The organism is Burkholderia arboris, from assembly GCF_902499125.1.
GTDB lineage: Bacteria > Pseudomonadota > Gammaproteobacteria > Burkholderiales > Burkholderiaceae > Burkholderia > Burkholderia arboris.
This window is the reverse complement of record NZ_CABVPX010000001.1, coordinates 356,585-378,355: the sequence shown is the minus strand read 5'-3', so window position 1 is coordinate 378,355 and position 21,771 is coordinate 356,585. Positions and strand designations below refer to the sequence as shown.

7 protein-coding genes are annotated in these 21,771 nt (G+C 68.1%); all 7 read left to right on the top strand.

Annotation, left to right across the window (positions count from 1 at the left end):
* Positions 1-152 precede the first annotated feature (152 nt).
* The 7 genes from BLA15945_RS01625 (at position 153) to BLA15945_RS01595 (ending at position 21,700) form a co-directional block, all read left to right on the top strand.
* Positions 153-359 carry a hypothetical protein gene (locus BLA15945_RS01625; RefSeq protein ID WP_034180396.1) on the top strand — a complete coding sequence of 69 codons (207 nt, stop codon included), beginning with the start codon at positions 153-155 and terminating at the stop codon, positions 357-359.
* Between the two features lie 285 nt (positions 360-644).
* Positions 645-1,076 (top strand): type II secretion system minor pseudopilin GspI, encoded by a 432-nt coding sequence (gspI, locus tag BLA15945_RS01620; protein ID WP_174991305.1) that lies wholly within the window; start codon positions 645-647, stop codon positions 1,074-1,076.
* Positions 1,060-1,722 carry a PulJ/GspJ family protein gene (locus BLA15945_RS01615; protein ID WP_174991304.1) on the top strand — a complete coding sequence of 221 codons (663 nt, stop codon included), beginning with the start codon at positions 1,060-1,062 and terminating at the stop codon, positions 1,720-1,722. The genes gspI and BLA15945_RS01615 overlap by 17 nt, the downstream gene beginning before the upstream one ends.
* Positions 1,723-1,909: 187 nt before the next feature.
* The gene (locus BLA15945_RS01610) at positions 1,910-4,132 is read left to right on the top strand and encodes a tetratricopeptide repeat protein (RefSeq protein ID WP_174991303.1); all 2,223 of its coding nucleotides are present in this window, start codon (positions 1,910-1,912) and stop codon (positions 4,130-4,132) included.
* A gap of 42 nt (positions 4,133-4,174) precedes the next feature.
* Positions 4,175-6,418 (top strand): tetratricopeptide repeat protein, encoded by a 2,244-nt coding sequence (locus tag BLA15945_RS01605; RefSeq protein WP_174991302.1) that lies wholly within the window; start codon positions 4,175-4,177, stop codon positions 6,416-6,418.
* A complete protein-coding gene (locus BLA15945_RS01600; protein WP_174991301.1) occupies positions 6,415-8,655 on the top strand; it encodes a tetratricopeptide repeat protein in 2,241 nt (746 codons plus the stop codon). Before BLA15945_RS01605 ends, BLA15945_RS01600 begins: the two co-directional genes overlap by 4 nt.
* A 310-nt stretch (positions 8,656-8,965) precedes the next feature.
* Complete coding sequence (locus BLA15945_RS01595) at positions 8,966-21,700, top strand: filamentous haemagglutinin family protein (RefSeq protein WP_233464107.1); 12,735 nt, start codon at positions 8,966-8,968, stop codon at positions 21,698-21,700.
* The last annotated feature ends 71 nt before the right edge of the window (positions 21,701-21,771 follow it).

Below are 21,771 nucleotides of genomic sequence, written 5' to 3'. Positions count from 1 at the left end.
TTCCGATAGATGAGTGAAACCTCTGATGGTGCGTCGCAACAATAATTGACTAGACTGTCGAATGGCAGAAACGCGTCGGCACACCGGCGCGATCCTTTCGACATGCCCTGAGCGTTGCCGATGCGGCACGCAAGGGGGCAGGAGCAAAACGCGTGACCGTACTCGACCCTTCCTTCGAACCCTCGCTGCACGTCTTCGAGCAAGACGGCGGATGGCAATGGGCGCTGACGGTGAAGCGGGCGACCGGCGTCGGCGTGAAAGTCGTGGCGTTCAGCCGCGAAGGCTTTCGCGGCGAAGCCGAGGCATACGCCGCCGGGCAGCTCGCCCGCGCCGAATATGACGCCGCCGTGACGGCCTGACGCCGTCGCGGCGATCCCGCCCGAGGATCGTCTTCACCCCTGCCGTCCGGTGCCGGACGGTGCCTTCCCGATCGTTTTCCGTTTTCGTGTCATCCGCCCGTCGCGATGCGCGCCGCCGCGTGCGGTGCGCCGGCGCTTGCCGTGCCAAATGGTCCGTACCATTCGACACGTGCGTGCCATACGTCGCGCTTAACGTCCGTGCACGGCGTCCGTCGCGCCGGCGACGTGGCCTGCGCCGCGGTTCGAACGCCGGACGCCGACCCATCGACAAGAATGATGCAGGTCATGTGCGACGACAGAACCGACTACCGCCGCCATGCGCGCGGCGGATTGCGACCGGTGCGGGTGCCGGAACGGGGATTCACGCTGATCGAGGTGCTGATCGCGCTGGCCATCGTGGCCGTCGCGCTGGGCGCCGTGATGCGTGCGATCGGCGCGCTCGCGTCGGATACCGACATGGCGCGCATGCGCCTGCTCGCGTTATGGAGTGCCGACAACGCGCTCGGCGAGATCCGCATCGCATCGACCTGGCCGTCCGTCGGCACGAACACGTTCGCGTGTCCGCAGGGGCGCTACCGGTTCGTGTGCCGCCAGTCGGTGGCCGCGCTGCCGAGCCCGCTCGTGCGGCGCGTGACGGTGAGCGTCTATCCGTCCGCGTCGAGCCGCAACGTGCTCGCCGAAGTCGTCACGGTGATCCAGAATGAAGCGCGGCGCTGAGCCGCGCGCGGCCGCGCGTGCGCGCGGCTTCACGCTGATCGAGATGCTGGTCGCGATCGCGCTGCTCGCCGTGATCGCGCTGCTGTCGTGGCGCGGCCTCGACGCGACGATCCGCGGCCGCGACGATATCGCGTCGAATCTGGCGCAAACGCGTCTGCTCGGCCGCTACTTCTCCCAGTTGCAATTCGACCTGACGAACCTCGTGACGCCCGACGAAGTGTTCGGGCCGCCGCTGCGCATCCGGCCGAACGAACTCGTGATGGTGCGCCATCTCGGGGTCGGCGGCGGACCGGCACAGATGCAGGTCGTGCGCTATCAGCTGAAGGGGCGCGAGCTCGTGCGCAGCGCGTCGCAGCCGCTCGCGTCGCTGGCCGACGTCGAGGACGCGCTGCAGCACATGGATGCGTTCGCGCGTGTGGTGGTCAGCAACGATGCGCGGACGATGCAGCTTTCCGTGTGGATTCCGCCCGGCGGCTGGACGACGAGCCAGACCGTCGTCGAACAGGCCTATGCGCAGTTTCTCGCGCAGCACGGCATCAGCAATTCGACGTCGATCGGGGTGCCGGTGCCGCGCGGCATCCGCTTCGCGGTCACGATGGGTGCGCCGGCGGTCGAGTACGTCCGGACGATCCCGATCGGCCAGTGACCGCGCGATGCCGTCCGGCGTACGCGGCCCCGCGGGGAAAGCCGTTCCGTCCCCGGGCAAAATGGTCCGTAACTTTCGTCATACGTCTGTTATTGGCCGTCCGTTAGTCTCGTCACGAGCATGACCGCCGCGACCGGTTCCATCGACCGGGTCAGCGGCGGCATCGGCAAACGGGAAGGGGGCGAACGTGACGGTCGAGCACCGGCATGATGCACAGGCGGGCGCGTCGGGACACGACGCGCCCGGGCAATGGCAAGCGGCGGCGATCCTGAGCCGCGCACAACACCGGCACAGCGCCGGACAGTTCGACGACGCGGCGCGCGACTATCTCGCGGTGCTCGCGAAGGCGCCCGATCATCCGCAGGCGCTGCACCTGTACGGCGTGCTGCAGTTCCAGTGCGGCGCGGCCGACCATGCCGAAGCGCTGCTGCGCCAGTCGATCGCGGTCGCGCCGGACGTGCGCGCGCTGTCGGACCTCGGCGCGATCGTCGGCGAGCGCGGCCGCATCGACGAGGCGCTCGGGCATTTCGCGACCGCGCTGCAAGCGGCGCCCGACGACGTGCAGACGCTCGTGCGCCGCGGCAACACGCTGATCGGCCTGCGCCGTTACGATGATGCGCTCGTATCCTTCGACCGCGCGCTGGCGGTGTCGCCGCTCGTGCTCGACGCGTTGTGCAATCGCGGCGGGGCGCTGCGCGCGCTCGGCCGCCTCGACGACGCGCTCGACACCTACGACCGCGCGTTGATGGTCGATCCGCACTCGTTCGAAGCGTGGTTCAACCGCGGCCTCGTGCTGCGCGAGATGCGGCGCACGGCCGATGCGCTGCACTGTTTCGATCGTGCGCAGGCGATCCGGCCGGGCATCGCCGCGATCATGGTCGAGCGCGGCCGTACCCTTGCCGAACTCGATCGCCTCAACGAAGCGCTTGCCGCGTTCAACGAGGCGATCGCAGCCGATCCCGCGCGACTCGACGCGCTTTGCGACAGTGCGGCCGTGCTTGAACGGCTCGGCCGCGCGGACGAGGCGCTCGCGCGTTGCGAACGCGTGCTGGCGCGCGATCCGGATCACGTGCGCGCACTCGCGGGCCGCGGCAACGCGTTGCTGCAGCTCGAGCGTCACGACGACGCGCTCACCAGCTATGAGCGGGCGCTGGTGCTCGAGCCGCGTTCGGCCGACACGCTATGCAATCGCGGCACGGCGCTGCGCGACCTGCAGCGCTTCGACGCGGCGCTCGCCAGCTACGATGCGGCGCTCGCGCTCGACGCGGATTTCGCCGAAGCGTGGACGCACCGCGGCAACGTGCTGCGCGATCTGCACCGCTACGACGACGCGCTCGCGTCGCTCGATCGCGCGCTGGCGCTGCGCGCCGACGTGGCGACGCACTGGCTGGCCCGCGGCAACCTGCTGGCCGACCTGGGGCAGGTGGACGACGCGCTCGCCGCGTACGATCGCGCCATTGCGCTGCAACCCGACTTCGCCGGCGCACATTGCGCGCGCGCATCGCTGCTCCTGATGGAAGGCGACTTCGCGCACGGCTGGCGCGCGTACGAATGGCGGCTGCGCGATGCGCCGTTCGCACGGCATGCACGGCCGTTCGCGCAACCGGTGTGGCGCGGCGACGAGCCGCTCGACGGCAAGACGATCCTGATCCATGCGGAGCCGGGTGTCGACGACACGCTGCAGTTCTGCCGCTACGTGCCGCTCGTCGCGGCACGCGGCGCACGCGTGGTGCTCGAGGTGCCGCCGTCGTTGCGCACGCTGATGGCGTCGCTCGACGGCGCGGCCCACGTGATCGCGCGCGGCGAGCCGCTGCCCGCGTTCGACTGCCAGGTGCCGCTGCCGAGCCTGCCGCATGCATTCCACTCCGAAGCCGGCGCCATTCCGGGCACCGCCGCCTGTCTGCATGCGGACCCGCAGCGCACGCGCCAGTGGGACACGCTGCTCGGCGCACGACGCAGGTTGCGCGTCGGGCTCGCGTGGGCGGGCGAGCCGGCACGCCGGCACGACGCCGGCCGGTCGATCGATTTCGCGCGGCTCGCGCCGCTGTTCGATCTCGACGTCGACTGGATCAGCCTGCAAACGTCCATGAACGAACGCGACGCAGCGCTGCTGGCCGACGCGCCGGTATGCCGCGTCGACGACGAACTCGGCGACTTCGCGGATCTGGGTGCGCTGATCGGTGCGCTGGATCTCGTGATCGCGGCCGATTCCGCGGTCGCGCATCTGGCCGGCGCGCTGGGTGCGCGCGTCTGGGTGCTGCTGCCGGACCCGCCGGCCTGGCGCTGGATGCGGACGCGCGGCGACAGCCCGTGGTATCCGTCCGCGCGGCTGTTTCGCCAGTCCGCGCCCGGCAACTGGGCAGATGCGATCGACGCGGTGCGTGCCGCGCTCGAATCGATGACACGTTAGACACGACACGCAATACGAACAGCGATCAGTGGGGGCCACACGATGACACCGAACGGGGAAGGGACGACCTTGGCGGGCGCGCCGGTCGCGCCGGAGCGCCGTCTACCCGATACCGCGCAGCTCGAACGGCTGCTCGTGCGAGCGCGCAAGGCGCATCACGAGGGCGCGCTGCAGCATGCGGAGAACGCCTACGCCGAACTGCTGGCGCTCGATCCCGAGCATCCGGAGGCGCTGCACCTGCTCGGCGCGGTGCGCTTCCAGCAGGGGCGGCTCGACGATGCCGAGCCGCTGATGCGGCGCTCGGTGGAACGCCAGCCGGTGCCGCTCGCGCTCGCGAACTACTCGGCGGTGCTGGCCGGGCTCGGGCGCGAGCACGATGCGCTTGCGCGGCTCGACGAGGCACTCGCGATCAATCCCGTGCATCAGCGCGTGCTGTTCCAGCGGGCCGGGCTGCTCGCGCAGCTCGCGCGTTATGACGAAGCGCGTGCGGTCTACGATCGGCTGCTCGAACTGACGCCCGGTTTCGCCGACGGCCATGTGAAGCGCAGCGACATGCTGCGCGCGCTCGGCCGCTTCGACGATGCGCTCGCCGACTGCGACCGTGCGATCGCGCTCGCGGGCCGCACGTTCGACGCGATGCGCGGGCGCGGGCTGGCATTACGCGAACTCGGCCGCTTTCGCGACGCGGCGGACAGCTACGGTCACGCGCTCGCGCTGCGGCCGGGCAGCGCCGAAGCGCTGTTCCTGCGCGGCGTCGCGTATCTCGATCTGCACGACCCCGACCACGCGCTGGCGGATTTCAATGCGGCGATCGCGGCGAGCCCCGCGTTCGTCGACGCGATCTTCAACAGCTCGATCGCGCTCGAACAGCTCGGCCGGCACGACGAGGCGCTGATGCGCTGCGACCGTGCGATCGCGATCGATCCGCGCCATGCGCGCGCGCTCGCCAATCGCGGCAATGCGGCGAGCCATCTGGGCCGTTATGCGGACGCGGTCGACAGCTATGCACGCGCGCTCGACGTGGAGCCGCGCAGCACGGGCGTGCTGTGCAACTACGCGAGCGCGCTGATGCGGGTCGACCGTCACGACGACGCGCACGACCTGTGCGATCGCGCGCTGGCGATCGATCCGCACTATGCGCCCGCGTCGTTCACACGGGCGCGGGTCCGGCTCGAAACGCATCGCTACGACGACGCGCTCGACGATTTCACGCGCGTGATTACCGCGACGCCGGGCGACAAGCTCGCGCATTTCCACCGCGGCAACGCGTTGCGCGCATTGCGGCGGCACGAGGACGCGCTGCGCGCGTATGCGGACGCGATCGACATCGATCCGGATTTTGCGCACGCACACTGCATGCGTGCGTTCCTGTGCCTGTCGATCGGCGATTTCGACGCCGGCTGGGCCGAGTACGAATGGCGCTGGCGCGACAGCCAGCTCGACGGCAGCCGGCGCGATTTCGCGCAGCCGCGCTGGACGCACGGGATGCCGCTCGACGGCCGGACGATCCTGCTGTATCCGGAGCAGGGGCTCGGCGACACGCTGCAGTTCTGCCGCTATGTGCCGCTCGTGAAGGCGCTCGGTGCGCGCGTCGTGGTCGAGGCGCCGGTCGAGCTGAAGGCGCTGTTCGCGACGCTCGACGGCGTCGACGTGCTCGTCGCGCGCGGCGATCCGCTGCCGCCGTTCGACCTGCATTGCCCGCTGCTGAGCCTGCCGCTCGAATTCCGCACCGGTCTGGCGTCGATTCCGGCGGGGTCGCCGTACCTGCGGGCCGACCCCGCGCGTGTCGCGCACTGGCGTGAGCGTCTGGGCGTCGCCGGCCGGCCGCGGATCGGACTCGTGTGGTCCGGCAACCCGCTGCACGTGAACGACCGCAACCGCTCGATCACGCTCGCGGACCTGGCGCCGCTGCTCGACGATCGCTACGAATGGATCAGCCTGCAGAAGGTGATCCGCGACGAGGATCGGGCGGCGCTCGACGCGAGCGCGATCCGCTTCGTCGGCGACGAACTGACGGACTTCGCGGAAACGGCCGCGCTGGTCGAGGCGCTGGACGCGGTGATCAGCGTCGATACGTCGGTCGCGCACCTGGCCGGCGCGCTCGGCCGGCCGCTCGCGGTGATGCTGCCGCACACGCCCGATTTCCGCTGGCTGCTCGATCGCGACGACAGCCCGTGGTATCCGGGCGCGCGACTGTTTCGCCAGCCGGAGGGCGGCCAATGGGCGCCAGTCGTCGAGCGGATGCGCGATGCGCTGCCGGCGCTGGTGGCGGGGGCGTCGCGATGAGCACGGCGCAGGCACCGGCGTTCGGCGCGGGTGCCGCGCCGCTGCGGGCCGCGATCGACGATGCGCTGCGCCATGCGCGCGCGCGGCTCGAACAGCGCGATTTCGCCGGAGCGGGAAAACTCTACGCCGGGGTGCTGGCGATGATGCCGGATCACGTCGAGGCGCTGCACCTGCTCGGGTTCGTGCATCTTCAGCTCGGGGAGCCCGCGCGCGCGGAGCCGCTGATCGCGCGATCGATGCGGTTCGGGCTGAATCAGCCGTGGAATTTCGTGAATCATGCGGCGGCGCTGACCGGTGCGGGCCGGCATCGCGAGGCGCTCAACGCCGCGGCACAGGCACTCGCGCGCGATCCCGGCCATGCGCCGGCGCACGCGGCGCGCGGTGATGCCCTGCATGCGCTCGGCCGGCACGGCGAAGCCGTGGGCGCCTACGATCTCGCGCTGACGCGCGAGCCGGGCCGCGCGGTGTCGTGGGTACGGCGCGGCGAAGCCTTGCGCGCGCTCGGCCGGCCCGCCGATGCGTTGATCAGCATCGAGCGCGCATTGCGGATCGATCCGGACGATCCGGCTGCGCTCGCCGAGCGCGGCCATGCGCTGCGCGCGCTCGGTCGAGGCGACGAGGCGCTGCATTGCTTTCAGCTCGCGATGGTGGTGCGCGGCAAGACCCCCGATCTCGTCTATGCGTGCGGCTATACGCTGATCGAACTGGGGCGGCCGGCCGAAGCGCTCGCGTGCCTCGACGAAGCGCTGGCGCGATTGCGGGACGACGTGCAGTTGCTGTTCGTGAGTTGCGTGGCGCTCGACCTGCTGCATTTGCGCGACGAGTTGTTGAAGCGCTGCGACCGGCTGCTGGCGCGCGACCGCGACAACGTGGGCGCGTGGATCGGCCGCGGCAATGCATTGCTCGGGCTGCGGCGGCATGAGGAAGCCGCGCACGCATATGGCGAAGCCCTTTCGCGCGTACCGGCGGATTTCGATGCGCTGCGCAATCGGGCGGGCGCGCTGCGCGCATTGGGCGCGTGCGACGAAGCGCTCGCGCATTACGATCGTGCGCTCGACGCGCACGGCCCGCACGCGGAAGTGCTGTGCAATCGCGCGATCGCGTTGCAGCTGCTCGGCCGGTACGACGATGCGCTGGCGAGTTACGCCGCCGCGGCCGGTGCGCCGGGACGGACTGCGCAGGAGATCTACACGCGCGCAGTCGCACGCCAGCAGCTCGGCGACTACGCCGCCGCGCTCGCCGATTTCGCGTTGGCCACGGTGCGTGACCCGAATCACGGTATCGCCCGCCGGTCCGAAGCGTTCTGCCGCCTGGTGATGGGCGACTACGCCGCGGGCTGGCGGCAGCACGAATCGCGCTGGGATGCCGCCGACGTGATGCTGCACCGGCGCCATGCCGACCGTCCGCAATGGACAGGCGACGAACCGCTCGCGGGGCGTACGCTGCTGCTGCACGCGGAGCAGGGTTTCGGCGACACGCTGCAGTTCTGCCGCTACGCGAGTCTGGCGCACGATCGCGGTGCGACCGTGCTGATCGACGCACCGGCCGCGCTGGCCGGCCTGCTCGGCGCCTTGCGTGGCGTGAGCCGTGTCGTCGCCGACGGCCAGCCTGCGCCGGCGTTCGATCTTCATTGCCCGATGATGAGCCTGCCGTTCGCATTCCGGACGACGCTCGATACGGTGCCGGCCGACGTGCCGTACCTGCATGCCGACCCGCTGCGGCGTGCCGCGTGGACCGACCGGCTCGATGCGCGCGCGCCGTCGCGACGGCTGCGCGTGGGGCTCGCATGGTCGGGCAACCCGAATCATGCCAACGACGAAAACCGGTCGATGACGTTCGCCGCGCTCGCGCCGCTGGTCGAACTCGACGCGACGTTCGTGAGCCTGCAGGTGGGCGTCCGCGCACGCGATGCCGATGCATTCGCGGCAAGCGGCGTGCTGTCGTTCGAGGCGGAGCTGACGGATTTCGCGGAAACGGCCGCACTCGTCGACGCGCTGGATCTCGTGATCGCCGTCGATACGTCGGTCGTGCATCTGGCCGGCGCGCTCGGGCGCCCGGTGTGGGTGCTGTTGCCGCGCGTGCCGGACTGGCGCTGGCTGCTCGCGCGCGACGACAGCCCGTGGTATCCGGCCGCGACGCTGTTCCGGCAGGGGCGGCCCGGCGACTGGCAGGCGCTGGTCGAACGCGTGGCGGATGCGCTTGCGGCCCGCATCCGCGCGCATGGCGACACCGCGTGACCGGCCGACTGTGACAAAAGCTACGGACCTTTCATGCGCGGCCGGAATGGTCCGTAGCACCCGCCACGCCGCTGCCATCGCGGCTTCGTATGTTCTTGTGATTCAGTGCCCGGGTTCAGGCCCGGGCGCAACGACCAGACATGGCAACGGATCGATGCCGCTTTCGGCGCGATCGTCGTCCAGCGCAATTTCATAGGATTCGGGGTGAAGAATGGCAGCACGCGCACGCACGGCACGACAACCTGACGCGACGGGTTCGCGCTCGATCCTGAAATCGGAACTGCGGCCGCTGGTGCAGGCCGTGGCGTTGATGCTGCTGGCGGGCGCGTCCGCGCACGTGCAGGCGGCGGGGATCATGAACCTCGGCGCGGCGACGCCGCGCGCATCGGGGGGCGGGGCGGGCGGCGCCGGCGGTGCGCCGGGCATGCCGAATCTCGGCGTGTCGCCGCAGCAGGCGCTGCAGGCGAGCCAGCCGTCGATCCGCAACCTCGGCTACGCCGCGCATGCGATCGCCGCACAGATCGCCGCGCAGCAGAACGCGGCCGCGGCGGCGGCGAAGCTGCCGTCGACCGTGCCGAACGGGCTGGCGCCGGGCGGGCTGCAGGTGGCGGCCGGCGCGACGGCCGATACGAACAATCCCGTGCTGTGGTTCAACGCGAACGCGCCGACGCAGAACGTCGACGCGAACGGGCACGTGAACGTCGACGTCAAGCAGACCGGGCAGAACGCGGTGCTGACGTGGGAGACGATGAACGTCGGCCGGCAGACGACGCTGAACTTCGACCAGTCGGCCGGCACGCAGACGAACGGCACGAACAACTGGGCCGTGCTGAACCGGATCAACGATCCGAGCGGGCGGCCGAGCCAGATTCTCGGCAACATCACCGCGCAGGGCGCGGTGTACGTGATCAACCGCAACGGCGTGCTGTTCGGTGCCGGGTCGCAGGTCAACGTGCATTCGCTGGTCGCGTCGTCGCTGAACCTGCTCGACATGAAGAACCAGCTGGTGCCGACGCCCGCGGGCATCGTCGCGAGCAACCAGCAGTTCCTGAGCCTGCCGGCGGGGACGACGGGCGGGCTGGCTTATCCGCAGTCGGGGAGTTCGAGCGGGGTGGCGGGGGCGACGGGCAAGCCGAACGAGGTGCTCGGGCTCGGCAATCAGGTGCTGCAGACCGGCGCGTACCAGCCGCCGGGCGATGTGACCATCGAGCAAGGGGCGTCGATCACGACGCACACCAACGGCACGGCGAGCGACGGCGGCTTTGTGCTGGTCGCCGCACCGAACGTGACGAACGCGGGCAGCATTGCGGCGACGTCGGGGCAGGTCGTGCTGGCGGCGGGCGTAGGGGTGAGCCTGCTGCCGAACTCGGGCAAAACGATCAATCCGCAGGTGTTGCTGCCGGAGCTGAGCGGGCAGATCGTGACCGTCGATCCGGCTACCGGTGCGTCGGTCGACGTCACACCGGCCGGCACGCTGACGAACACCGGTATCGTGCAGGCCGCGCGCGGCAACGTGAACCTGCTCGGCAGCCGTGTTGCGCAGAACGGCGTGGTGGGCGTGACGACGAGCGTGAACACGCCGGGCACGATCACGATTTCGACGGCGGACGAGTATGCGTCGAACAATCCGCTGGGCAATCCGTATCCGGGGCAGGTGCTGAACGGCGTCTTCGACGTGCGCCGCGCCGGCCTGCTGAGCTTCGGCCCGGGATCGGTGACGACCGTGCTGCCCGACAACAATGGCCAGACCGCGACCTCCACGCCGGGCACGACGTTCACGCCGGGCGGCATCGCGATGACGGCCGGCTCCGTGTGGTTCCAGGGCGGCTCGCTGATCGAGGCGCCCGGCTCGAACGTGTCGGTGACGGCCTATGCGCCGTCGGTCGTGACGAACAAGGTGCCGGGCCAGACGGCGGTGCCGGGCCGGATCTACGTGGACGATGGCGCGACGATCGACGTATCGGGGCTGGCGAACGTGCAGGCGCCGATTTCGCAGACGCTCGTGACGGTCGACCGGATCGGCCAGAACGAACTGGCCGATTCGCCGCTGCTGCGCAACAGTTTCCTGTTCGGGCTGAAGGGCGTGGTCGTCGACAGCACGCTGACGGGCACGCGCAGCGACGGCGTGCAGTGGGTCGGTAGCCCGATCCTGAACCTGTCGGGTTACGTGAACCTGATTCCGCGGACCGTCGACCAGCTGCTGACCAACGGCGGCACGATCACGCTGTCCGGCAACGAGGTGATGACCGCGACCGGTTCGTCGATGAACCTGAACGGCGGGTACGTGCATTACAACGGCGGGATGGTCAACACGACGCGGCTCGTCGACGCCAACGGCGCGATCGTGCCGATCGGGCAGGCGAACCCGTACGACCGCTATGTCGGCATCGCCGGGCAGTTCGTCGAGAGCCATCCGCGCTGGGGCGTGACGAAGTCGTGGTTCAACCCGCTGCAGACGGGCGGCACCTACCAGTCCGACTACATCGTCGGCGGCAACGCGGGCACGCTCGACCTGTTCGCATCGCAGGCGCTGGTGCTCGATGGCGACATCAGCGCGCAGGCATTCGGCGGCGCGAAGCAGATGCAGGGCAACAGCCTGCCGTCCGGCGGCACGTTCAACCTGGGAGCCGATCCGAAGCTGGCCGGCAATGCGCTGGCCGGGATGACGTGGAACAGTGCTGCCAACACCGCATCGCTGCCGCTCAATGCGCTCTCGGGGTTGACGATCCTGCAGGACAACGCGCCGCAACTGGGCGCGCTGATGCCGGGTTTCTCGATCGATACGCCGCTCGACAAGAACGCCTCGCAGGCCCTGTCCGGCAACGATCCGAACAATCTGCAGGCAACGCGCGTGGTCCCGGTCGCGGTGCTGAACAACGGCGGGTTCGCGAACCTGAACGTGACCGAGGACAAGAACGCGGGCAAGGGGATCGTGGTGGCGCAGGGCACGCAGTTGAACCTGCAGCCGGGCGGATCGATTTCGCTCAACAGCCCGGCGGCCGGCGCGAACGTGAATGTCGCGGGGCGGCTGTCCGTGCCGTCCGGCTCGATTTCGATCACGAGCGGCGGCAATGTCGTCGTCGGTCCGCAAGGGGTGATCAGCGCGGCCGGCCAATGGGTGAACAACGACGTGCAGGCCGCGCCGGGCACGACGCCCGGCAACAGCCAGTTCATCAACGGCGGCAGCATTTCGCTGTCGGCGATGCAGGGGACGACTTTCGCGAACGGCAATGCCGTGGATGCGACGGGCTCGATCCTGCTGCAACCGGGCAGCGTGCTCGATGTATCGGGCGGCGGCGAAATGCTCGCGAACGGCCAGTTGCTGATGCAGAACGGCGTAGCGGCCGGGCGCGGCGGCAACGTTGCGTTGCAGACCTATGCGATACCTGCAGGCGGCGCCCAATTCGGTCATACGAACGACGGCGGCGCGAACCTGCCGGGCACCCGGCCGACTGCCGGCACGATCGCAATGGGCGGCACGATCCTGAGCGATGGTTTCTCGGGCGGCGGGACGATGACGCTGGGCGCGCTCGGCTTCCGGATCGGCGGCGACCGGGCGGCTGCGGCGCCGTGGGACGTGTATCTGCCCGAGAACTTCTTTGCGCAACAGGGCTTCGGCAAGTATGTGCTGAACGCGTACTACGACGCGACCGTCGCGCCGGGCGCAACGGTCGCGCTCACGCAAAAGAACCTGCTTCCCGACGCACTGGCGCTCCAGCAGGCGGGTACGGGCGCGAACCTGTCCACGGGCGGTCTGACGGCCGTCGGCCAGCTCGATGCATATCACCGGCAACCGGCGGGCCTCGTGCTGACCGGCGGTAGCGCCGTGTCGTGGCTGACGGCGGCCAACGACGGTACGGTGCCGTCGTATCCGGGCGTGACCGGTGCGGTGACGCTGTCGTCCGGCGCATCGATCAACGCGGATGCCGGTGCGGCCATCGTGCTGGCGTCGCCAAAGCAGGTGACCGTGCTCGGCTCGGTGGTCGCGCCGGGCGGGTCGGTCGTGTTGAGCGCCGACACCGGCACCGCGACCGCTCAGCCGGGCCAATTCAATGTCTTCACGCCGAGCAGCAGCCGGTCCGTCTGGCTCGGTGCCGATGCGACGCTCGACGTATCCGGTGTCGCGCTCGCCAATCCGCTCGCCGCCCCGGCCAAGATCGGCGGAACGGCCGTCGTGCCGAATACCGGCAAGGTTCTGTCGGGCGGGGCGGTGACGCTGTCGAGCGATGCGGGCTATGTGGTGACGCAAGCCGGGTCGAAGATCGACGTGTCGGGCACGTCGGCGAACTTCGATCGTTTGCAGGCGAATGGCACCTATGCGTCGCAGCCCGTGTGGAGCGATGCCGGCTCGATCACGCTGTCGCCTGCGTACGGCCTCTTCGCGGACGGGGCGTTGTTCGGCCATGGCGGCGCGTCGCAAGCCCGTGGCGGCACGCTGGCGATCCTGCCGCGCGCGAACAACAGCGCACCCGGTGCGACGGCGCTTGTTGTGCAGCAAAGCGGGATGCTCTTGCCCGCGGGGCTTGCCCCGGGCAAGGACTTTTCGACGCCGGTCGACCCGACCACCGGGTTGCCGACCGGCCAACCGACCGGCGTGATCCAGTTTGCCGCCGATCGCCTGAACGATTCGGGAATCGCGAATCTCGTGCTGGGCGATGGCACACCATCCCCGTTCACGGTGCCGCCGATCGCGTTTGCCGGTAACGTGAACCTGACGTTGCCCGAATCCGTGACGCTGAATACCGGCCGGATCGCGGCGATCGGGATGGACCAGCTGTCGACGCTGCTGTCGACACCTGCGAAGCCGGCGGGCGGCAGCTCGGCGCTTGCAGATCTGCTCGCACAGCCGCCGGCGCATGCGTTGGGCACGTCGGTGACGATTGGCGCACCCTATGTCGCACTGGTCGGCCCGATGGCGCCCTCGGCCACGCCCGCCTTCACGCCGGTCGCCACGCGTTCCGATGCGACGCTGAACGTGAATGCGTCGTTCGTCGACCTGCGCAACCAGTTCCAGCTCAACAACGTCGGTCAGGCGAATTTCACCAGCAGCGGCGACATCCGCCTGAGCTCGTCCAATCCGTCGGGCGCCGTGCTGTCGCCGGGCATGCTGTACACGCCCGGCAACGTGACGTTCAACGCGGCGAGCCTGTACCCGGCCACCGGCAGCACGTTCATCGTCGATGCGGTGGGGCCCGTCGATCCGGTGACGGGCAAGCGCATGCCGACCACCGTCTCGTTCGGCACGACCGGCTCGTCCGGCACGCCGCTGTCGGCGGGGGGCACGCTGCTCGTCGATGCAACGAACATCGTCCAGGGCGGTGCCGTGCGCGCACCGTCGGGCACGCTGGTATTCGGCGTCGGCGACCCGACGAACAGCGCGACGCAGAAGCAGTTCGGCAACCTGCCGCTCGTCGCGACCGATTCGGTGACGTTCGCGAACGGCAGCGTGACGTCGGTTTCGAACGGCGGGTCGATCATTCCCTACGGCGCGACGATCGACGGTGTTGAATGGCAGTTCAATCCGATCGCCGGCACGACGGCCGCCGATCTGAAGGCGCCGCCCGCGAAGTACATCGGCGTGAACGGCACCAGCGTCGCGCTCAACAAGGGCGCGACGATCGACCTGTCGGGCGGCGGCGACCTGCAGGCGGCCGAATGGGTGCCGGGCACGGGCGGCACGCGCGATGTGCTGTCGCAATACAACCTGAGCTACGCGAGCGGCAAAGGCACGACGGCGGTGCCGGTCAACACCGGCGCAGGGAACGTCTATGCGATCGTGCCGGGCAAGCAGTCGCCGGTTGCCGCATACGATCCGCTGTTCGCGCAGACCGTGCAGCCGGACGTCGCGAGCAACGGGACGCCGACGACCAGGACCGCGACGCTCGGTGTCGGCCAGGCCGGCTTGAACGACGCGATCGGCAAGGCCGTGTACCTGTCCGGCGTGCCGGGCCTCGCGCCCGGTTACTACACGCTGCTGCCGGGCAAGTACGCGACGCTGCCGGGCGCGTATCGCGTGACCGTGTCGGCGACGGCCGGCAACGTCGTGCCGGGCGCATCGCAGGTGCTGCCGGACGGCACCGTCATGACGGCCGGGTACTTTGCCGATGCCGTGACGGGCGGCCGCAGTGCGACGCCGACACTCTTCAATGTGCAGTCGGGCGCGACGTGGCAGCAGTATTCGCAATACACGCTGAAGGGCGCGAACGACTTCTTCGCCGCGCAGGCCGCGAAGCAGGGCAACGTGACGCCGCCGCTGCCGGTGGACGGCGGTCAGCTCGTGCTGGCCGCGACGAAGGCGCTCACGCTCGGGGCGACGTTGAACGCGGCGGCAGGGGCCGGTGGCGCGCCGGCCCAGGTCGACATTGCGTCGCAGGACATCCAGATCACCGGCAACGGCAGCGCGGCATTGTCCGGCTATCTGCAGATCGGCGGCGATGCGCTCGATTCGCTGAATGCCGGCAGCCTGCTGATCGGCGGCACGCGTGCGGCGACGACCAAGGGCGTGACGATCACGCCGATCGCGAACAGCGTGGTGGTATCGAACGACGCAAGCTCGTCGCTGAAGGGGCCCGAGATCCTGCTCGTGACGAAGACCGATTCGAGCGGCACGGATCCGAATGCGGCGAACGGCTTGCGTGTCGATGCGGGCGCGTCGATCGCGGCGGCGGGCGACTACCCGGCGGCGAAGGACCAGCCGATCGCGATTGCCGGCGACGGCGCGCTGCTGCGCGTGTCGAACGGCGCGATGGCGCCGCTCACGCGCACGGGCGGCACCGGCAAGGGGCTGCTGACGGTCGGTGCCGGCGCGACGCTGTCGGGCGGCCAGGCGCTGATGCTCGATTCGTCGGGCAGCCTGAAGGTCGACCCGAGCGCGGTGCTGTCCGCGAAAGCGATCACGGTGGATGGTTCGGCGATCACGTTCACGAATGCGCGCGGCGCTGCCGCGGCAAGCCTGCCGGGCTTCGTGATCGATCAGGCCGGACTTGCGCAGCTCGCCAACGCGGATCTCGTGTCGCTGCGCAGCTATGGCGCGATGGGCTTCGTCGGCGACGTGAACGCGACGTTCGGCAAGAGCATCGACCTGAGCGCGGGCACGTTCACGAGCGACGGCGGGCGTGTGACGCTGAACGGGCAGCAGATCGCGTTCACGAACGAGACGGGCGCGCCCAACGGCACGGTCGTGCCGGGCAGCGGCATGCTGACGGTCAACGCGAAAGAGATCGACTTCGGCACCGGCACGAAGACGTTGAGCGGATTCTCGTCGGCAACCCTGACGGCGACGGGCGGCATCGTCGGGCAAGGCACGGGGACGTTCGATTTCGGTGTGTTGCCGGTGACGCTGAATGCACCCGTGTACCTGGCCGATACGAATTCTGCGTCGACCGTGAAGACGACCGGTGCGCTGACGCTGAACGGCGCGGCGGGCACCGCGCTGACGAAGACGCCGGTCGGCGGCGCATGGAAATTCGTCGGCGGCACGCTTGCCGACAACGGCGCGACGATCGCGGCGCCGGCCGGCAACGTGAGCCTTGAGGCGACCACCGGTAACCTGACGATCGGCAACGGCTCGACGGTCAGCGCCGCGGGCGTGTCGAAGCAGTTCTTCGACGTGACGCAGTACGCACCGGCCGGTTCGATCGTCCTGACCGCCGATGCGGGGACGGTCGACCTGCAGCCGGGTGCGACGCTCGATTTCTCGGGCGCGAAAGGCGGCGGCGCGGCGGGCGGCCTGACGCTGTCGGCGCCGAAGCAGGTCGTGAACCTGAACGGCACGATCAAGGGCGGTGCGACGAACGGCTATGCGGGCGGCTCGCTGTCGCTCGACACGGCCGGTGCCGCGGATCTGGATTCACTGGCGAAGACCCTCGCATCGAGCGGCGTGAACCAGTCAATCGACATTCATACCAAGTCGGGCAACCTGACGCTGTCGGCCGGTAATGCGCTGGTCGCGCAGTCAGTATCGCTGACTGCCGACGGCGGCGCGGGCAATGCATCGGATACCGCGAACGGCAACGTGAACGTGCTGGGGAAGATCGATGCGTCGGGCAAGGCCGGCGGGCAGATCAGCCTGTTCGGCAAGAGCGGTGTCGATATCGAGGGTTCGCTGCTGGCGAAGGCAACCAACGCAAGCCAGCGTGGCGGCAAGGTCACGGTCGGCACGAGTGCGACGTTCGATCCGGCCGCGGCCAATCCGTACAACGCGACTTACGGTTACGAGAACGTGTCCGCTGCGCAGTCCGGCTTGATACGGCTCGGCTCGAACGCGTCGATCGACGTGTCCGGCGGGACGCCGGGCGGCACGCTCGACGGCTCCGTCAGCTTCCGTGCGCCGTTGCTGCGGGACGGCACGGTCAACGTCGCCTTCGACGCGCCCGCGCAATCGGGAGCAGGCGTGCGCGGTTCCCGCAAGACCACGGTTGAGGCGTACGCCGTGTGGAGCGCAGCGGATGCGACGACCGGTTCGCAGCATTTCGACGGCCTCATCGATCCGGCCGGCTGGTACGACGGCAGTGGCCATTTGCTTGCGGGCACCTTCACGGTACCCGGCAGCAACCCCGTAACGTACAGCTACGCACCGAGTGGCACGGGGGGCGGAACGCTGACCAACAGCGCGACCGGACAGACGACGGCGGTGACCGAAGACCAGCTGCGCAACGGAGTTTCCGGCAGCGGCTTTACCGGGCTGACAGGCGCGTATTTCGCGCCGGGGACCGCGAACGCCGATCATGTCGCGTTCTATGGCTATCGCGCCAACGGGACCGGAACGTCGCCGGGCACGTTGATGGCGTTTGTTCAGCATGGGCCGGATGGCGTTGCCGGTCAGTTTGCCGGCGCGCCGCTGCAAAAATTCAGCGTCGTGCCGGGTATCGAACTCGACAATCCGGGGAGCGCAGTCAACGGCGGCAATATTTCGGTGTTGTCGAACTGGAATCTTGGTGCGGGCGCGCCGAACAACAGCGGCAGCATCACGCCCGATTTCCGCTATCAGTCGACGATCGCGCCGACGCTGACGTTCCGTGCGGCGAACAACTTCGATGCGTACGCAAGCATTTCGGACGGGTTCTACCAGAGCCAGGTCGCGTCGATTCTGGGTGGGTCGGGGCCGGTTACCCCGACCGGGACCTACGCGGGAGCAAAGCAGACGTTCGACCAGCTTGTGGCAATCAATGACCCGACCCAAGTGACGGTGAATTTTAGGGGCGGCGCCACGGCGAGCCTGACTTCCCTTGATCCAAACGCGGCGCTGAGCGCACCGTTGATGGGGCAAACCGCTGGCTACTATTCCACCTATCTGTCGTATGCAGGCGCATGGCAGGCTGACCTGGCGCGCATCGGCCTCCCGCAGTACGTCGCACAGATTCTGCCGGTCACGCCGTCGGTGACTGCGCCGTTGGTGCCATCTGGTTTCTCGACATACACGAACTATCTGATTGCCTACTGGGGGCCCGATTTATCGGGCCCCAGAGCCGGCACCGCCTATCTGGGTAACGGATACAATCCCGCTACTGCCGCCCGATTCGGCACGCCTGCTGCGCCGACGCCGCCAACAAAGCCAGTGGCAAACGCGTCGGTTGCCGAGCAAGCTGCCTATTTGGCTGATTACGCCAACTACGTGCTTGTCTATTCTGGTTACCTTAATACTCTCACGAGTATCAAGAGCGTTATCGGAGCGACGAGAGGCGCCTACAACATGTTCTACGCGCCTGTTTCACCAGGCGCGGTGCCGGACACTGGCGTTGTGAACATCGGTCCACTACCAGGCAACACGGTCGCGAACGTGCCGAGTGCAAACAACCCGCTGCCGGTTGCCTTCGCGACGCTGCTCGGTGGTGAAAGCTCGACATACCGCATCGTGTCGGGTGCAGACACGCAGAGCGCGAACCCGCTCGCGTTGCAACCGGTTTCGACGTTCGTCAATGCTGGAGCGGGCTCCGACGGCACCGGCAACGTGATGTTGAGCGGGCATACCAGCTATGTCGGCAGCAACGGGTTGACACTCGTCGAACCGGTAACGATCCGTACCGGCACGGGATCGATCGACGTGGCGGCCGGCAACGATGTGTCCTTGTTCGATACGAGCAAGACGGCTGATGCGTCAACCTTGATCATTCCCGGCGTGATCTATACGGCCGGCGCGCCTGCCGCAGGGGCGCCATCGGTGGGTACGTCGACTGCGATTGCCCATGCCAGTGTCGGCGGCTTGCAGGACATCCTGGTGACACCGGCAGTGAATCCCGATTCGGCCGGTGATATCACGATTCATGCCCAAGGGAACATCGAGGGCATGCAGAACGTGATCGACACGACCGGAACGGTAACTGGCGGGGCTGGCAACAGCATCAGTCAGTACTGGTGGCAGTGGATGCAGATTACCGGAGCGAAAACCGCGGATAGCAATTTCGTCCTTGCTCCGTTGCGCCGAACCTCGATCGATTTCGGTGCATTTGACCAAGGCGTCATGAGCGTTGGCGGTAACGTATCGATCAGCGCGGGTGGCAATATTTCGGATCTGGCCGTGTCGCTGCCGACCACGTGGTACCTGAACGGAAGCGGCAAGCCCGTCACCGTAGGCGGCGGAAATCTGACGGTACACGCTGGCGGCGACATTCTGAGCGGCGATTACTTCGTCGCGAAGGGAACAGGGACGATCTCGGCTGGCGGAAGCATCGGGTCAGACATTTCCGGAACGTCATGGACGGTCGGGCGATCACCCATCGCGGTGTCGACCGTGCTTGCGACTCAGGACGGGACATTCGATGTTGCCGCGCGCCAGGGTGTGAATGTCGGGGCGGTACTGAATCCGTCTTATTCGAGCAGCTTCACGTCGAGCGCGGGGCAGCCGACTGGCGTCGTCAATCTTTCCAGCTACGGTCAATATCCTGACAACCAGGGCTTTTCATCTGCTTCGGCAGTCAATGTGCTTTCGACGACCGGCGACGTTCGCCTGGGTACGCTTGGCGGCATGTTGACCGGCGCGAATGGCGTACTGCCGGCCAGTGTGAATCTGACTGCATTCGACGGATCGATCGTGATTCAATCGGGCGGCGCGCTTTTTCCGTCGGCGGTGGGTCAACTGAATCTGGTCGCGAACCAGTCGGTGTATCTGTCCAACGTATCGGCCGGGCTCGCCAACGTCGCATTGCCCAATACATTCGGTCTGTCCGACGCCGATCCGTCGCAGACGCCTTCGCCGACGAATCCGTCAGTGAAGCCAAATATCCCGTTGTTGACGAATACGACACTTGCCGCACATGCACCGAACGCGCTTCACGATGCCGACGTGCAACCTGTGCGCTTTTACAGTCTGAACGGCAGCATCGTCAACGGCACGGTCGATTCTCCTGGCTATAGTGACGACTTCTACAGGAATCTTGTCACGTTATCGGTGGACAAGCCGGCACTCGTGCAGGCTGGACAGGACATCGTGAACCTCGCGTTCTGGGGGCAAAACCTGCGCAGCTCGGATGCGACGCGCATCGTGGCCGGCCGTGACATCTACGACACACCGATTCCTCCCAACGGCGGCGCTGTTCCGGTGCTGGCGATCGGCGGACCAGGCTGGTTCGATGTTCAGGCGGGACGCAACATCGGCCCGTTGACGAGTCAAGCCGAGTTGTATAACCAGAAAGCCGACACGGGTGGAATCGCGCACGTTTTCACGGGTATCGATGCAGTCGGAAACGCGAACAATCCGAACCTGCCGCACGAGAGCGCGAACGTCAACGTGCTGTTCGGCGTGGGCGCCGGCGTCGATCTTCCCGGCTTCGTCTCGACCTATATCGCGCCGGGCAGCTCGGTTGCTGGCGTGCCGAGTGCAACGCCAGCACTGATTGCGTTCATGGAGCAGTACGACGCGGGGCTTGGCGTCGATACGGGCCTGCAGGCAGACAAGGATGCGGCGCTGGCGAAGGTTGGCAGGTTGACCGCCGACGAAGCGTGGAAGCAATTCCAGGCGTTGCCGTCGTACGTGCAGCAACGCTTCGCGGAGCAGGTGTTGTTCGGCGTGCTCGCGCAAGTCGGTGCGGACTTCAACGATCCATCGAGTCCGTATAGCGGGCAGTATGCGAGAGGCTATCAAGCGATCAACAAGCTGTTCCCGGCCTCGTTCGGCTATACGGCCAACAATCTGGGCGGCGGGTCGAACGGTGCGAACAAGCAGGTCGGCACCGGCAATCTGGACATCCGGAGCACGACGATCCAGACGCAGCAAGGCGGCGATGTGACCATCCTCGGGCCGGGCGGACAGGCGCTCGTCGGCAGCACGACGGCGCCGCCGCAGATCGTCGACAGCACCGGGAACGTGGTTGCGGGCCCCGGCACGATGGGGATCCTGACGCTCGAGAAGGGGAACGTCGACATCTTCACGGACCAGAGTGTGCTGCTCGCGCAGAGCCGGATCTTCACCGAGCAGGGCGGCAACATGACGATCTGGAGTTCGAACGGGGACATCAACGCGGGCAAGGGCGCGAAGACGTCGGCGGACACGCCGGCGCCGCAGTATGTCTGTGACGCGAACCACTACTGCACGGTTGATGCGCGCGGGCAGGTGACGGGTGCGGGTATCGCGACGCTGCAGAGCATACCGGGTGCGCCGAAAGGCACGGTGAACCTGATCGCGCCGCGAGGGACCGTCGATGCGGGCGACGCCGGCATTCGTGCGGGCAACCTGAACGTTGCGGCGTTGCGTGTGGTGAACGCGGACAACATCCAGGTGACGGGCAAGGCAACCGGGATTCCGCTCGTGCAGGCCGTGAACACGGGGGCGCTGACGGCGGCGAGTTCGGCGGCATCGGCGGCGAGCCAGGTCGCGCAGGACATCGCGAAGAACAACGCATCGGGCGTCGCGCCGCGTCGCTGGACGATCAGCGTGCAGGTCGAGGGTTTCGGGGACAACGGCCCGGATGGCGGATCGAAGCGGCGCAAATCGGAACAGGTCGGCTACGACTCGTCGAATGCGGTTTCGCTGCTGGGATTCGGGGCGGCGGGGGCGACGCAGAAGACGTTGCTCAGCAAGGAGGAGTTAGGGAAATTGGGCCGGTTCTGAGATCAAGCGGTACGTAGGGCAAGCAGAAGATAGACCACCCTGATCGCTTGAGGTGGTCTATCCGACAACGC